The following is a 14,315-nucleotide window of genomic DNA, read 5'->3' on the forward strand; positions in this document are numbered from 1 at the left end:
CGTTCATGCGGCTTCCTCCGCTTTGGCGGCACAGGCATCGAGGACGGCGCGCGTGACGGCATGCGTGGTGGCGCTGCCGCCCAGGTCGCGGGTGAGGTTGGCGTGCTCCAGCACGTGATCGACGGCCGCTTCGACGACCGCCGCTTCGTCGGCGAGGCCGAGCGAATGACGCAGCAGCATCGCCGCGGAGAGGATGGTGCCGAGCGGGTTGGCGAGCGCCTGCCCGGCGATGTCGGGTGCCGAACCGTGGATGGGTTCGTACACACCGGCGCCGGGGCCACCGATGGATGCCGACGGCGACAGGCCGAGGGAACCGGCCAGGACCGAGGCTTCGTCGGTGAGGATGTCGCCGAACATGTTCTCGGTCACGATCACGTCGTAGTCCGCCGGGCGGGTGAGCAGGTGCATCGCCATGGAGTCGACGAGCTGGTGCTCCAGTTCGACGTCCGGGTAATCGGCGGCCACGCGCGTGGCGACCGAGCGCCACAGGCGAGAGGTTTCGAGCACGTTCGCCTTGTCCACCGAGGTGACCTTGCGACGGCGCGTGCGTGCCAGGTCGAAGGCGTGGCGGACCACGCGCTCCACCTCTTCCACGCTGTAGCGGCATTCGTCGGTGGCATCGTTGTCGCTGCGGGTTTTCGCACCGAAATAGATGCCGCCGGTGAGCTCGCGGATGAACACGAGATCCACGCCCTTCGTGCGCTCGGCCTTCAAAGGCGACAACGCGGCAGTACGAGGGTGCAGCTTCAGCGGGCGTACGTTGGCAAACACGCCGAGCAGCTTGCGCATCGCCAGCAGCCCCTGTTCCGGGCGCACCGGGGCGTTCGGGTCGGACCATTTGGGCCCGCCCACGGCGCCGAGCAGCACCGCGTCGGCCGCGAGCAGGGCTTCCCGCGTCACCGGCGGCAGCGGATCGCCGAAACGATCGATGGCATCGCCACCGATGGCGTGTTCGGCAAAGGCGAAATCGTGGCCGAAGCGCTGCGCTACTTCGCGCAACACCGCTACGCCAGCGGAGGCCACTTCGGGACCGATGCCGTCACCGGGCAGTACGACGATCGAAGCTTTCATGCCGCTTCCTCCGTCCGCTGTTCGTAGGCCGCGATGTCGGCCTGCTGCTGCAGGAGGAAGCCCAACTGATCGACGCCGTTGAGCAGGCAATGCCGTGAGAAGGCATCGAGGTCGAAGCGGACCACGCCACCGTCGGGCAGGCGGATGGTGCCTTCGGCGATGTCGATGCGCAGTTCCACGCCGGGGTTGTCCATCAACCAGCGATGCTCGGCTTCGCTTATCACGATGGCGACCAGACCGTTCTTCAGGGCGTTGCCGCGGAAGATGTCCGCGATCTCGCTGGAGATGACCGCGCGAATGCCGTAATCGAGCAGGGCCCAGGGCGCGTGCTCGCGCGACGAGCCGCAGCCGAAGTTGCGGCCCGCCACGAGGATGCTGCAACCGCGCGCCTGCGGCTGGTTGAGCGGAAACGCAGGATCGTCGCTGCCGTCGGCGGCGTAGCGCCAGTCCTCGAAGCAGTGCTTGCCCAGGCCCGTGCGCTCGGTGGTGGTGAGGAAACGGGCCGGGATGATCCGGTCGGTGTCGATGTTTTCGTTGCGCAGCACCGCCGTGCGGGAGTGCACGTAGGCGAGCGGGCGGCTGGTGGTGCTCATGCGGCGGCTTCCTGGTTCATGTATTCGCGGGGATCGGCCACGCGGCCGGCGACGGCCGAGGCGGCGGCGACGAGGGGACTGGCCAGCACGGTGCGTGCGCCCTTGCCCTGGCGGCCTTCGAAGTTGCGGTTGCTGGTGGCGACCACGAGCTGGCCCGGCTGCGCGAGGTCGCCGTTCATGGCGATGCACATCGAGCAACCCGGCTCGCGCCACTCGGCGCCCGCTGCGCGGAAAACCTCGTGCAGCCCTTCGCGTTCGGCCTCGCGGCGCACCTGTTCGGAACCGGGCACCACGAGCATGCGCACGCCGCCGGCGACGCGGCGGCCGCGCAGGATGCCGGCCGCGGCGCGCAGGTCGGACAGGCGACCATTGGTACAGCTGCCGATGAACACGACGTCCACGGCCTCGCCGGCCATCGGCTTGCCTGCGGTGACCTTCATGTAGTCGAGGGCGCGCTGCTCCACGGCGTCTGCGGCGGCAGGCACCGGCGCATGGATAGGCACCACCATGCCGGGATGCGTGCCATAGGTGACCGACGGCTCGATCGACGAGGCGTCGATGCGGACTTCGCGGTCGTATGTGGCGCCCTCGTCGGTGGGAAGCGTGCGCCAGTGGGCGACCGCGCGCTCCCAGGCCTGGCCCTTCGGCACGCGCTCGCGCCCGGCCAGCCACGCGAACGTGGTTTCGTCCGGCGCGATGAGTCCTGCGCGAGCACCGGCCTCGATGGACATGTTGCACACCGTCATGCGCTCTTCCATCGACATGGCGCGGATGGCCTCGCCGGTGTACTCCAGCACGTGGCCGGTACCGCCACCGATGCCGATCGTGCCGATGATGTGCAGGATCAGGTCCTTCGCCGTGACGCCGGGTTGCAGTGCACCGTCGACATGGATGGCGAACGACTTCGGCTTGCGCTGGAGCAGGCACTGCGTAGCCAGTACATGGCCGACCTCGGTGGTGCCGATGCCGAACGCCAGCGCACCGAAGGCGCCGTGCGTGGCGGTGTGGCTGTCGCCGCAGACGATGGTCATGCCCGGCTGCGTCGCGCCTACCTCGGGACCCGCCACGTGCACGATGCCGCGCTGCGGGCTGTCCCAGCCCATGAGATCGATGCCGAATTCGCGGACGTTCGCTTCGAGCCGGGCAACCTGCGCCTCGGCTTCCTGCGTGTAATAAGGGCGCTTGCCGTCGGCGTCCGGCGGCAGCGTGGGCGTGGAATGGTCCAGCGTGGCCAGCGTGCGGTCGGGGCGGCGCACTTTCAGTCCGCGGGCGCGAAGCTCGTCGAACGCCTGCGGCGAGGTGACCTCGTGCACCATGTGCAGGTCGATGTACAGCACGCCCGGCGTGCTCTCGGTCTCGGCCTTGACCTGGTGGGCGTCCCACAGCTTGTCGAAGAGGGTGCGCGGCGTCATGCGGCGGCCCTCCCGGCGGCAGCTTCCTCGACAGGCGTGAGCCAACCCCAGCGGTCCTCCGTGCGGCCGTCGAACAGGCCGAAGAAGTCCTGCTGCAATTGCCGTGTGATGGGACCGGGGTGGCCCGAGCCGACCGGCTTGCGATCCACCGAGCGCACGGCGGTGACTTCCGCGGCCGTACCGGTCATGAAGACCTCGTCGGCGAAGTACAGCATTTCGCGGGGCAGGGATTGCTCCACCACGTCGTAACCGCGTTCGCGTGCGAGCGTCAGCACGGTGTCGCGGGTGATGCCGCAGAGGATGGACGACGCGGCCGGGGGCGTGTGGATCACGCCCTTGCGCACCACGAAGAGGTTTTCTCCCGCACCCTCGCTCAGCAGGCCGTCGGTGCCCAGGGCGATGCCTTCGGCGTAGCCGCCGTTCACCGCTTCGCGCGCGATGAGCTGGCTGTTGAGGTAGTTGCCGCCCGCCTTCGCGCCGCTGGGATAGGTGTTCGGCGCCGCGCGGTTCCAGGACGACACGCACACATCCACGCCTTTCTCGATGGCATCGGCGCCGTGATAGGCGCCCCAGGGCAGGGCGATGACGGCGACGTCCACTGCCGTGTCGAGCGACGGCGCGAGGCTGAAAGTGAAGCCGCTGCGGAACACGATGGGGCGGACGTAGGCCGACTTCAGCCCGTTGGCGACGATGACCTCGCGGCATGCGCGGTTGATCGTCGCGGCGTCGTAAGGCATCGAGAGGTCATACACGCGCGCCGAATGGAACAGGCGCTCGGTGTGTTCCTCCAGGCGGAAGTAGCGCGGGCCGTCCGGCGTGGCATACACGCGCACGCCTTCGAATACGGAGGAGCCATAGTGCAGCGCATGCGCGCCCACATGAACGGTGGCGTCGGCCCAGGCCTTGATGCGGCCGTTGTGCCAGAGATGGGTCGGGGCTTCCATGGGTGCTCCTTCAGGACTCGACCGCGACGGCGGCGGTGTGGTGGGGGTTCTGGTGTTTGTCCATCAGCGCGACGAGGTCATCGTTTGTGATCGAGCGCTGTCTGTCTGTAAGGGTTTTGAAACTCTCGAAGACGGCGTCGAGCGTGGCTTCGTCCACCTCGAACTCCAGTTCCTCGAGGCGCTGGCGCAGCGCGTGGCGGCCGGAATGCTTGCCGAGCACCAGGGAGGTTTTCGCCCCGACGTCCTGCGGCCGCATGATTTCGTAGGTGCCGCGATGCTTCAGCATGCCGTGCTGATGGATGCCCGACTCGTGCGCGAAGGCGTTGTCGCCCACGATGGCCTTGTTGCGCGGCACGGGCTGGCCCGTGACCTCGGCGAGCAGTCGCGAGGTGGGGAACAGGCGTTGCGTGACGATGCCGGTCTCCACGCCAAACAGCGGCTGGCGTGTGTGCAGCGCCATCACCACTTCTTCCAGCGCGGCGTTGCCGGCGCGTTCGCCGATGCCGTTGATGGTGCATTCCACCTGCCGCGCGCCCGCGGAGATGGCGGCCAGACTGTTCGCGACGGCCATGCCCAGATCGTCGTGGCAATGGGCCGAGAACATCACCTTGTCCGCTCCGCGCACGTGCTGGCGCAGGTAGGTGAACATGGTGTGGATCTCGGACGGGGTGACGTAGCCGACGGTGTCGGGGGCGTTGAGCACGCAGGCGCCGGCTTCGACGGCGACGGAGAAGACTTCGGCGAGGAAGTCGGGTTCGGTGCGGAGGGCGTCTTCGGCGGAGAACTCGACTTCGTGGACCAGGGCCTTGGCGCGCCGGATGGCGGAGGCGGCGATGTCGATGACTTCCTGCCGGCTCTTGCCGAGCTTGTGCTCGCGATGCAGGGGGGAGGTGGAGAGGAACAGGTGTATCCGTGAATGCCTGGCGCCTTGCAGCGCCTTGCCCGCACTGTCGATGTCGGCATCCTGACATCGGGCCAGTGCGGCGATCGTGGGTGCTTTCAGCGTCCTCGCGATCTCGGCCACGGCGGCAAAATCGTCGGGAGAGGCTTGTGGGAACCCGGCTTCGATGATGTCGACGCCGAGTTCCTCCAGGGCATGGGCCATGCGCAGCTTGGCGCGCCGGTCCATCGAGAAGCCGGGGGCCTGCTCGCCGTCGCGCAAGGTGGTGTCGAAGATGCGCACGCGGCCGGCTACGTCGCTGTCGACGGCGTCGGTGCTGCCCTGGTTTGCTGGATTCATGTCTGGCTCCGCTCGTGAATGAGGCGGGCCGGGCAATAAAAAACCCCGCATCCGTTACCGGGTGCGGGGTTCTTTGGGAGTCTTCAGGTTTGCTTCTTATTTCACCTGGACACTTGCCCTCAGCCCGCACCTCCGCAGGTAATAAGTACAAGGCTAATAAGAAGGAGGCCGCTGCCGAGACGCAGCTTGCCGGTAACCGACGTAAGTCGGTTCAGGGCAAAGCGGCCATGGGTGTTGCGCTGCGTCATGTCGTCGAAGGTATGTCGGTTGGTCAACGGCTGTCAACACTTTCGTCTGGAACCATTTTCCTAGGACTTTGGATGTCCAGACTTCCGAATTCATGAAATGACGACCACCCGGCCGTCACACTCGTCCAGTCCGCCCACGGTGTCCCCCATGCGAACCCGTTACCGTCGAAGCTTCTGGATCATTGGTGTCATTGCCGTCGTGTTGATCGTCGGCCGCATCGCGCTGCCTTATGTCGTGCTCGATTACCTCAACGGCCGGCTGTCCCGCATGGGTGCGTATTCGGGCCATATCGCCGACATCGACATCCATCTGTGGCGCGGGGCTTACTCGATCGATCGCCTTACGATCCAGAAGGTGGACGGCAAGGTGCCCGTGCCGTTCTTCGACACGGCACGGGCCGATATTTCGCTGAGCTGGCGGGCCCTCTCGCGCGGTCGCCTGCGCGGCAAGGTGGATTTCTACGAGCCGGTGCTGAACTTCGTCGACGGTCGCGGCGAGGGCGACACACAGACGGGTAAGGGCGTGGATTGGCGTGCGCAGTTGCGCGCACTGGTGCCGACCCGTATCGAAGAGTTGAACGTCATGAACGGCACGGTCACCTTCCACAATTTCGTCTCCAGTCCCAAGGTGGACCTGAAGATGACCGAGGTGAACGGCACCGCCACGAACCTCACCAACGTGCAGGGCGAGGGTGGCTCGCGCGTGGCGCACATGCACGCCACGGCCAAGGTGCTGGGCGACGCTCCGCTGGAAACGCGCGCGGAGTTCGATCCGCTGGAAGAGACCGGCGACTTCCGCTACGAACTCAGCGTTCGCAACATCAAGCTGGTGAAGGCCAACGATCTCGCGCGTGCCTACAGCGGGCTGGATTTCGCCGGCGGCGAAGGCGACTTCTTCATGGAACTGCAAGCGCGCGACCGTCGTCTGGAGGGATATGCGAAGCCGCTGTTCCACGGACTGAAGATCTTCAGTTGGAAGCAGGACGTGGAGCAGGAAAAGAAGAATCCGCTCAAGCTCGCGTACGAGGCCGTGGCGGAGGGCGTCACCAAGATCTTCAAGAACCAGTCCAAGGACCAGTTCGCCACGCGCGTACCGATCTCGGGCACGATCGGTGACAGGAACGTTTCGCCGGTGGAGGCCATCCTGGGCATTCTGCGCAACGCGTTCGTGGAAGCGTACAAGCCCAGTCTGGAGCACCTGACCGAGCGGCCTAAGGACGAGTAGCCGACTTGGCAGGGCGGGGCAAACGCGCGAAAGTGCGCCCCTCGCTCAAGGCAGGCTGCCGAATCCATGACCGCCACACCTCTCCATGTCCTCATCCTCGCCGCCGGCGAGGGCAAACGGATGAAGTCCGCGAAGGCAAAGGTGCTGATGCCCCTCGCCGGGCGGCCGCTGCTGGCCCACGTGATCGACGCGGCCCGGTCGCTCGGGCCCGCGGGCATCCACGTGGTGTACGGCCACAACGGCGAACAGGTGCGGCAGGCCTTCGCCGGCGACGCCTCCCTCGACTGGATCGAACAGCGCGAGCGCCTGGGCACCGGCCATGCCGTGCGCACGGCGCTGGAAGCGATGGAGGCGAACGGCGGGCTCGAAGGCCGGGTGCTCGTGCTCTACGGCGATGTGCCGCTCATCCGGGCAGCCACGCTCTCGACCCTGGTGTCCGCCGGCGAGGGCCTGTCGATGCTGGCCACGCGGCTGGCCGACCCGAAGGGCTATGGCCGCGTGGTGCTGGACGCCGCGGGTCACGTGCGCCACATCGCCGAGGAAAAGGACGCCAGCGCGGCGCAGCGTGCCATCGATCTGGTGAACACCGGGATCGTCGCCGCCGACGCCACCAGGCTGCTGGACTGGACGCGGCGACTGGGCAACGACAACGCGCAAGGCGAGTACTACCTCACCGACATTTTCGAAATGGCCGCGGGAGAAGGCATGCCGGCCGCCTGCGTGGATTGCGAGGCCACCGAGGCGTCGGGGGCGAACGATCCATGGCAGCTCGCCGACCTGGAAGCCCTGTTCCGCGAGCGCAGCGCGCGGGAACTCGCCCTGGCAGGCGTACGCATGGCCGACCCGCGCCGGCTCGACGTGCGCGGCACGGTGACCGCCGGGCGCGACGTCGAGGTGGACGTGAACGTGATCTTCGAGGGAGAAGTGACCCTGGGCGATGACGTGCGCATCGGCCCCTTCACCCGCGTGCGCAACGCGAGGCTGGCCGCGGGCACGGTGGTGCTAGCCCATTGCGATCTCGACGGCGTGGTCACCCATGGCCCCTGCACGATCGGCCCGTTCGCGCGCCTGCGCCCTGGCACCGACCTCGCCGAAGGCGTGCACATCGGCAACTTCGTCGAAACGAAGAATGCGACCATCGCGCAGGGCTCGAAAGCGAACCACCTCACCTACCTCGGCGACACGGTGATAGGCAGCAAGGTCAACATCGGCGCGGGCACCATCACGTGCAACTACGACGGCGTGAACAAGAGCCGCACCACGATCGAGGACGGTGTCTTCGTCGGCTCCAACAGCTCGCTGGTGGCGCCCGTGACGCTTCGTGCCGGCGCCACCATCGGCGCGGGCTCGGTGATCACGAAGGACGCGCCCGCCGGCGAGTTGACCCTTTCCCGGGCACGGCAGACGACGATCGAGGGCTGGCACCGCCCGACGAAGCCCCCGCATAAACCGGATCAGGCGCGATAGCGCCAGCCGTCGATCTCGACGAGCAGCTCGGCGCGGCAGATGTCGCCGTGCAGCAGGACGAGCGGTGCGTCCGGGAAGTGTTTTTCCGCGAATGCCCGGACGGCATCGGCATGCTCGGGGTGGCGCACGTAGGCCTTCAGCGGCGCCGAGGCACCGAATCCGCCGGCGATGCCGCCGGCGGCGAGCAGGGCGTCGAGGTTCCGCTGCGTCTCGGCCAGCTGGGCCTCGATGTCGCCGGCGTGCGCGGACGCATGGCCCACCACCGCCGCGGTACCCGAGATGGCGAGTGCGTCGCCGGCCGGTAGCAGTGTGGCGCGGGCGAAACTGGGCGGTGTGCGGCCGTATTGGCGCGGATAGCGCCAGGCGCTCACCTGGCGGGGATTTTCAACGCGCGTCCCCGGGCGATCGGTGGCGAGCAGGTAGACCTGCAGAAGGCCAGGGTCCGCATGGTGGCCGATGGCGGTCGCCGCGGGAAAACCCTGCGCGAACACGTCGCCCATGCCGCCGATGCGCCCCGTGCAGAAGTGCTTGTAGCGCTCGTCGTCGTCCTTGCCCTCGTTGATCGCGCCGAGGTAATTCCATATCCGCTGCACGTGCTGCTCCGTCGCCCCGGCGACGAATCCCGACAGCAGGCGGTAGGCGTGACGCGCCGCGCCCTCCGTGCCGCCGTGGTCTTCTTCATGGCATTCCACGGCGGCGAACAGCCAGCCGCCACCGCGAGACCAGCGCAACTCACCCTCGCGTCCCGCGACCACCTCGCCGTTCACCTCCCATATTTCGCTTGTCGGCGCGCCCAAGGGCGCCAGCGCCACACGTAACCAGCGCGGATCGTCCGGCCCCGGCCCGGGGGTGCCGAATCCGAATGCGGCGAGCGTGGAAGGTGAAAGCGCCGCCGTTCCCGGCACGTAACCGACGCTCGGCGCGGTATGGGTGGTCTGGCGCGCGGCCTCGCGCATTTCGCTTCCTGGGAGCATCGAGTCTTCCGTCAAACGCAGTCGGGCCATCATATCGTCCCGTTCCCGCGGCGCGGCGTGAACGATCCGCATACATCCGCCTGAACGGCCGCGAAGCTGGCGCTAAGACCCCTGTGATAAACTCCGCGGCCGCTGCCATCCGGGGGGAGGCAGGAATATCCAGGACCTGGAAACATCAATGGCAACGCAGACCGCAGCACAAAAAGAACTGGCCGAACTCATCGTCACCAGCCTCAACCTCGAATCGGTGAAACCCCACGAAATCGACCCGGAAGCCCCGCTTTTCGGTGGCGATCTGGGTCTCGACTCCATCGATGCCCTGGAGATCGCGCTGGCCGTCTCCAAGCGCTACGGCTTCCAGCTGAAGTCCGACAATCCCGACAATCGCACCATCTTCACGAGCCTGCGAACGCTGTCGGAGCATATCGAACAGCATCGCGCCGCCGCCTGATCGCCGTTCAGGCCGCACTTTCCCAGGGCGTGGTTTGCTTCGCCCGGAGATGTCGATGACCGAATCCGACCACGCGTCCTGCGTGCGTCCGCTGCGTTTCGCGGGGGCGCACCCGAGCTTTGCCGGCCATTTCCCCGGCCGGCCCATCGTGGCCGGCGTCCTGCTGCTGGAGGCCGCGGCCGAGGCCCTGCGGGCGTGGCGAGGGCTTGCCGTGCGCCAGGTGGTGGATGCGAAGTTCGTCGCGCCGCTCCTGCCCGATGAGGACGCCGAGCTGGAACTCGTTGCCTCGGGCGATTCGCGGTTCCGTTTCACGGTGCGCCGGGGCGGCGACACGCTGCTGCGCGGCACGCTGGAGGCCGCATGAGCCATTGGCAACAGCGCGAGGGCGGCGGCTGGTTCGCCATATGGCTGATCCGTACGATCGCCCTGCGCCTCGGGCGCGGTGTGGCGCGCGTGCTCCTGTACCCCATCGCCTTCTATTTCTTCCTGCGCCGGCGCGACGAACGCGCCGCTTCGCGTGCCTACCTCGCCCGCGTGTTGCATCGGCCGGTGACGGCGTACGACGTGTTCCGGCACATCCACATGTTCGCTGCCACGCTGCTCGACCGCCTCTTCTTCCTGGCGCGCGGCGAACGCGACTTCGTCGTCGAGGTGGAAGGCCTCGATGCGCTGGATCGTTGCATCGACGCAGGCCGCGGCGTGCTGCTGGTCGGTTCCCACCAGGGCAGTTTCGAGGCGCTGCGCGCCCTGGGTGGCCGCCGTCCCGACGTTCCGCTGCGCGTGGTGCTCGACAAACAGAAGACGCCGGCCCTCACGGCGGTGCTCGAGGCGCTTGCGCCCGACGTGGGCGCGGCGGTCATCGACGCCTCGCGCGGTGGCGCCTCCGTGGCGCTCGCCATGGCCGAAGGCGCCGCCCAGGGCGGCATGGTGGCCCTCCTTGCCGACCGGGGGCACCGCAACGAGACCATGTGCCGGGTGCCGTTCCTGGGCAAACCCGCGCCGTTTCCGGCCGGGCCCTGGCTGCTGGCGGCGGCGCTGAAGATTCCCGTGGTGCTGTGCATGGGCATTTATCTCGGCGGCAACCGTTACCGGCTGATCTTCGAGGCATTTTCCGACGGTATCGACATTCCGCGCGGTCAGCGCGCGGCCATGCTCGAAGCCCTCGTGGCAAGGTACGCTGCCCGGGTGGAGCATTACGCCCGCCTTTATCCCTTCAACTGGTTCAATTTCTATGACTTCTGGCAAGAAACTGGCCCTGCTGACGAGCCTGCTGCTGCCGCTCACCTGCCTCGCCACTCCGACGCCTGACGCGGACGACGCGAACGCACTGATCGCCAGCCTCAATCGTCCGGCCCCTGCACGCACGCCGTTCGCGGAAGCGCGTTTCATGCGCGTACTGGATAAGCCGCTGGTGGTGTCGGGCGAACTGGCCTGGCTCGGCGGCGACCGCCTGGAACGTCGCGTCGAGTCGCCCACGAAGGAGGTGTCGACCATCGCCGACGGCGAGGTGACCCAGGAACGCGAAGGCAAAAAGCCGCGCAGCTTCTCGCTGAAGCGAGCGCCGCAGCTGCAGGTGCTCCTCGACAGCTTCGTCGCCCTCCTGGCGGGCGACCCGTCGCGCCTCGGCCAGTCGTTCGATGTCACGCTCGGCCGCGATGCCGACCGCTGGCGCCTTACGCTGACCCCGCGCGACGCCCGCATCGCGAAGCAGATTGCCGGCATCCACGTCTACGGCACCGGCCAGCTCGCCCGCTGCATGCGCATGGACGAAAGCGACGGCGACACCTCGATCGACCTCCTGGGCGACCTTGCCGCGAAGATGCCGGCGGAACCCACCCGCGAGGGCCTCATCGCGCAGTGCGGCGGCGCGATGTGAGGGGCGCGCGCCTGGGTCTGCTCGTCGCCTGGATCGCCGTCCTCGCGTTACTCGGAGTGCTGGTCGCCACGCAGCTGAAGGTCGGCACCGACCTTCGCAGTTTCATGCCGGCGCCCACGACACCCGATCAGAAACTGCTCATGGAGCAGGTGGGCGAGGGCCCTGGCTCGCGCCTGCTGCTCGTGGCCATCGACGGCGGCGACGACGCCGCGAAGGCCTCGCTCAGCCGCGGGCTGGCGCAGGCGCTGCGCAAGGACCCCGCGTTCACCCAGGTGGTGAACGGCGACTTCGACGTCGGCATGCTCGACAGCGCGCTGCTGCCTTACCGCTACCTCCTCTCGCCGACGCTGGATACGGAGTCGTTCGACGAGGCCTACCTCGCCGACCAGCTACAGCAACGCCTCGACGACCTGGGTTCGCCGGCGGCCACGTTGCTGAAGGGTCTGCTGCCGCGCGATCCCACGCTTGAGACGCTGAAGCTCGCCGAGCGCTGGACGCCCGTGCGCTCGCCGGAGATCCGTGAAGGCGTGTGGTTCTCTTCGCGCGGTGAGGCCTTGTTGCTGGCGCAGACGCGCGGTGCGGGTTTCGACCCCGGTGCGCAGGAGCAGGCCATCGGGCAATTGCGGGCGGCGTTCGCCGCCTTGCCGGGCAGCGGCGGCTCGCACCTCACGATCACCGGACCGGGCTATTTCACGGTGATGGTGAACGCGCAGACGCGGGACGAGGCCGACTGGATCGGCCGTATCTCGACCATCGGCTTCATCGTGCTGATGCTGGCCGCCTACCGGAGCGTGAGCAGTCTCCTGCTAGGTGCCTTGCCCGTGGCGACGGGCGGACTGGCCGGCATCGCGATGCTGACGGTCTGCTTTCCCGAAGTGCACGGGATCACGCTGGCCTTCGGCTTTACCCTGCTCGGCGTAGCGCAGGAATATCCGATCCGCCTGCTCAGCCATCGCCGGGAAGGCGAGTCCGCCGTCGCGAGCGTGCGTGGGTTATGGCCTCTGCTGCTCACGGCCATCGCCTCGGCGTGCATCGCCTACCTTGCCTTCTATGCGTCCGGCGTCGGCGGTCTGAAGCAACTGGCGGTGTTCACGATCACGGGCCTGCTGGCCGCGGGCTTCAGCACCCGCTACGCACTGCCCTACCTGTTGCCGGAGCATGCCCGCGATGTTGCCGGCATGCCTGGCCTGGCCGCCTTCCGCACGTGGCTGGATGCCCTGCCGCGTCCGCGCTGGTTGCCGATTCCTATCGCCGCCGCCGTGGTGGCGATGATCGCCTTCGCGCCCGGACCCTTCTGGCAGAACGATCTTTCGGCGCTCACGCCCCTGCCGCGCGACCTGCTGATGACCGACGCGCGCTTGCGTGGCGAACTCGGCGCGCCCGACGTGCGTTACCTCCTGGTAGTGCAGGCGAAGACAGCGGACGCCGTGTTGACGGCATCGGCAAAGCTGGAGCCGCGCCTGCGCGAACAGGTGGTCGCAAAGGCGCTGGACGGTTTCGAGCTGCCGTCCATCTACCTGCCCGATCTGGCGACGCAGCGTGCGCGCCAGGCGAAACTGCCCGACCGTCCCACGCTCGATGCCGCGCTGACAGCGGCGCTTCGGGGCCTTCCGTTCCGCAAGGACCTCTTCGCTCCGTTCGTCGACGATGTGGAAACCGCGCGCACCGCGCCGTTGCTGACACCGGAGATGTTCGCGCGATCGCCGTTGGGCCAGCGCCTCGCCGCGATGCTCTCGGCACGGGGAGACCATTGGGTCGGATTGTCGACGCTGAGCGGCGTGCACGATGCGGCCGCGGTGGCTGCCGCGGTGGCGTCGGCCGATCCCAGCGCGCGATTGCTGGACCTGAAGGAGGCGTCGGAGTCGCTCGTCGCCGCCTACCGCACGCGCATCTTGCACGCGGTGCTGGCGGCCACGCTGCTCCTGTTCGTCACGATCACCCTGGCGCTGCGAAGTTTCCGCCGCGCGTGGCACGTGCTGGCGCCGATGACGCTCGCTACCTTCCTCGTGCTGGCGGTGGAGCGCATGGCGGGCATTCCCGTGTCGCTTTTCCACCTCGTGGCGTTGATCCTCGCCGCGGGTCTGGGCCTGCATTACGCGCTTTTCTTCGAGCGCGACACGGGCGATCCGGCCGAGCAGCGGCGTACGTTGCATGCCACGGTGGTGTGCGTCATCGCCGCGTTGCTTGTGTTCGGCATGCTCGCCTGGTCGTCGATCCCGGTATTGCGCGCCATCGGCCTCACCGTGGCCTTGGGTGTCGGCTTCCACTTCTGCCTATCGATTCTCATGGCTCCCCATGCTCGCCAAGACCGACTTCATTGACCTCGTGCCGCATGCAGGGGACATGTGCCTCCTCGATGGGGTGCTGGCGTGGGACGCCTCGACGATCCACGCGGTGAGCACGAGCCACGTGCTGCGCTCGCACCCCTTGCGCGGCGAGCACGGGCTGCATGCGGTGCACCTTGCCGAATATGGCGCCCAGGCCATGGCAGTGCACGGCGCGTTGCGTGCGCGCAACGAAGGCCGCACGGAACCGCGGCCGGGCATGCTGGTGAGCCTGCGCGGCGTGAAGCTTTCCGTCGAGCGCGTGGACACGCTTGCCGGCACCCTGGATGTCCACGCCGAGTGCCTGCTGGCGGACGATGCCGGCGCCCAGTACCTGTTCCGCATTTGCCACGAAGGGCGCGAGATCGCCTCGGGCCGTGCGGCCGTCATCCATCCGCAGATGTGATCGACGGCCCGGAGGGGCAGCGGGAAAGGGTGACTGATGAGGAGCCTGACCGGCCCCTCCGGGCCGACGGAGACATTCTCCGCC

General features: G+C 67.8%; 13 protein-coding genes and 1 pseudogene. 8 read left to right on the forward strand and 6 right to left on the reverse strand.

Annotated features, from left to right (window positions below; translation table 11 throughout):
- Positions 1-3 precede the first annotated feature (3 nt).
- The 5 genes and pseudogenes from leuB to FHS47_RS16155 form a co-directional block, all read right to left on the reverse strand.
- The gene (leuB, locus tag FHS47_RS16135) at positions 4-1,071 is read right to left on the reverse strand and encodes a 3-isopropylmalate dehydrogenase (protein ID WP_167030418.1); all 1,068 of its coding nucleotides are present in this window, start codon (positions 1,069-1,071) and stop codon (positions 4-6) included.
- Positions 1,068-1,664 (reverse strand): 3-isopropylmalate dehydratase small subunit, encoded by a 597-nt coding sequence (gene leuD, locus FHS47_RS16140; RefSeq protein WP_167030421.1) that lies wholly within the window; start codon positions 1,662-1,664, stop codon positions 1,068-1,070. Before leuD ends, leuB begins: the two co-directional genes overlap by 4 nt.
- Complete coding sequence (leuC, locus tag FHS47_RS16145; protein ID WP_167030424.1) at positions 1,661-3,076, reverse strand: 3-isopropylmalate dehydratase large subunit; 1,416 nt, start codon at positions 3,074-3,076, stop codon at positions 1,661-1,663. Before leuC ends, leuD begins: the two co-directional genes overlap by 4 nt.
- Positions 3,073-4,020 carry a branched-chain amino acid transaminase gene (locus FHS47_RS16150; protein WP_167030427.1) on the reverse strand — a complete coding sequence of 316 codons (948 nt, stop codon included), beginning with the start codon at positions 4,018-4,020 and terminating at the stop codon, positions 3,073-3,075. Before FHS47_RS16150 ends, leuC begins: the two co-directional genes overlap by 4 nt.
- A gap of 64 nt (positions 4,021-4,084) precedes the next feature.
- Positions 4,085-5,260 (reverse strand): annotated as a pseudogene (locus tag FHS47_RS16155) (2-isopropylmalate synthase); the annotation flags it as partial.
- A 396-nt stretch (positions 5,261-5,656) separates the two neighbouring features.
- On the opposite strand from FHS47_RS16155, the gene FHS47_RS16160 reads away from it, so the two are divergent.
- Together FHS47_RS16160 and glmU are read left to right on the forward strand one after the other, a co-directional pair.
- Positions 5,657-6,733, forward strand: a complete 1,077-nt coding sequence (locus FHS47_RS16160; protein ID WP_167030433.1) for a DUF748 domain-containing protein — start codon at positions 5,657-5,659, stop codon at positions 6,731-6,733.
- Positions 6,734-6,799: 66 nt separating this feature from the next.
- A complete protein-coding gene (gene glmU, locus FHS47_RS16165; RefSeq protein ID WP_167030436.1) occupies positions 6,800-8,200 on the forward strand; it encodes a bifunctional UDP-N-acetylglucosamine diphosphorylase/glucosamine-1-phosphate N-acetyltransferase GlmU in 1,401 nt (466 codons plus the stop codon).
- On the opposite strand, the gene FHS47_RS16170 is transcribed toward glmU, so the two are convergent.
- Positions 8,188-9,174 carry a hypothetical protein gene (locus FHS47_RS16170; protein WP_208382087.1) on the reverse strand — a complete coding sequence of 329 codons (987 nt, stop codon included), beginning with the start codon at positions 9,172-9,174 and terminating at the stop codon, positions 8,188-8,190. The two genes, glmU and FHS47_RS16170, sit on opposite strands and share 13 nt — an antisense overlap.
- 178 nt (positions 9,175-9,352) lie before the next feature.
- Here FHS47_RS16170 and FHS47_RS16175 point away from each other — a divergent pair, with 178 nt between their 5' ends.
- The 6 genes from FHS47_RS16175 to FHS47_RS16200 are packed head-to-tail and all read left to right on the forward strand — an operon-like array spanning position 9,353 to position 14,231.
- On the forward strand, positions 9,353-9,625 hold the full coding sequence (locus tag FHS47_RS16175; RefSeq protein WP_167030439.1) for a phosphopantetheine-binding protein: 273 nt from the start codon (positions 9,353-9,355) through the stop codon (positions 9,623-9,625).
- 55 nt (positions 9,626-9,680) lie between these two features.
- A complete protein-coding gene (locus FHS47_RS16180; protein ID WP_167030442.1) occupies positions 9,681-9,989 on the forward strand; it encodes a hydroxymyristoyl-ACP dehydratase in 309 nt (102 codons plus the stop codon).
- On the forward strand, positions 9,986-10,933 hold the full coding sequence (locus FHS47_RS16185; protein ID WP_167030445.1) for an acyltransferase: 948 nt from the start codon (positions 9,986-9,988) through the stop codon (positions 10,931-10,933). Before FHS47_RS16180 ends, FHS47_RS16185 begins: the two co-directional genes overlap by 4 nt.
- Positions 10,857-11,501, forward strand: coding sequence for a LolA-related protein (locus FHS47_RS16190; protein WP_208382088.1), 645 nt, complete (start codon positions 10,857-10,859; stop codon positions 11,499-11,501). The genes FHS47_RS16185 and FHS47_RS16190 overlap by 77 nt, the downstream gene beginning before the upstream one ends.
- A complete protein-coding gene (locus FHS47_RS16195) occupies positions 11,498-13,822 on the forward strand; it encodes an MMPL family transporter (protein ID WP_208382089.1) in 2,325 nt (774 codons plus the stop codon). Before FHS47_RS16190 ends, FHS47_RS16195 begins: the two co-directional genes overlap by 4 nt.
- Complete coding sequence (locus FHS47_RS16200) at positions 13,797-14,231, forward strand: phosphotransferase (RefSeq protein WP_167030448.1); 435 nt, start codon at positions 13,797-13,799, stop codon at positions 14,229-14,231. The genes FHS47_RS16195 and FHS47_RS16200 overlap by 26 nt, the downstream gene beginning before the upstream one ends.
- Positions 14,232-14,315 lie beyond the last annotated feature (84 nt).

Source organism: Luteibacter sp. SG786 (assembly GCF_011759605.1).
Taxonomy (GTDB): domain Bacteria; phylum Pseudomonadota; class Gammaproteobacteria; order Xanthomonadales; family Rhodanobacteraceae; genus Luteibacter.

Bases quoted from the DNA above. Each gene is read 5' to 3' on its own strand.
- leuB (WP_167030418.1), bottom strand. From the start codon at position 1,071: ATGAAAGCTTCGATCGTCGTACTGCCCGGTGACGGCATCGGTCCCGAA.
- leuD (WP_167030421.1), bottom strand. From the start codon at position 1,664: ATGAGCACCACCAGCCGCCCGCTCGCCTACGTGCACTCCCGCACGGCG.
- leuC (WP_167030424.1), bottom strand. From the start codon at position 3,076: ATGACGCCGCGCACCCTCTTCGACAAGCTGTGGGACGCCCACCAGGTC.
- FHS47_RS16150 (WP_167030427.1), bottom strand. From the start codon at position 4,020: ATGGAAGCCCCGACCCATCTCTGGCACAACGGCCGCATCAAGGCCTGG.
- FHS47_RS16160 (WP_167030433.1), top strand. From the start codon at position 5,657: ATGCGAACCCGTTACCGTCGAAGCTTCTGGATCATTGGTGTCATTGCC.
- glmU (WP_167030436.1), top strand. From the start codon at position 6,800: ATGACCGCCACACCTCTCCATGTCCTCATCCTCGCCGCCGGCGAGGGC.
- FHS47_RS16170 (WP_208382087.1), bottom strand. From the start codon at position 9,174: ATGCTCCCAGGAAGCGAAATGCGCGAGGCCGCGCGCCAGACCACCCAT.
- FHS47_RS16175 (WP_167030439.1), top strand. From the start codon at position 9,353: ATGGCAACGCAGACCGCAGCACAAAAAGAACTGGCCGAACTCATCGTC.
- FHS47_RS16180 (WP_167030442.1), top strand. From the start codon at position 9,681: ATGACCGAATCCGACCACGCGTCCTGCGTGCGTCCGCTGCGTTTCGCG.
- FHS47_RS16185 (WP_167030445.1), top strand. From the start codon at position 9,986: ATGAGCCATTGGCAACAGCGCGAGGGCGGCGGCTGGTTCGCCATATGG.
- FHS47_RS16190 (WP_208382088.1), top strand. From the start codon at position 10,857: ATGACTTCTGGCAAGAAACTGGCCCTGCTGACGAGCCTGCTGCTGCCG.
- FHS47_RS16200 (WP_167030448.1), top strand. From the start codon at position 13,797: ATGCTCGCCAAGACCGACTTCATTGACCTCGTGCCGCATGCAGGGGAC.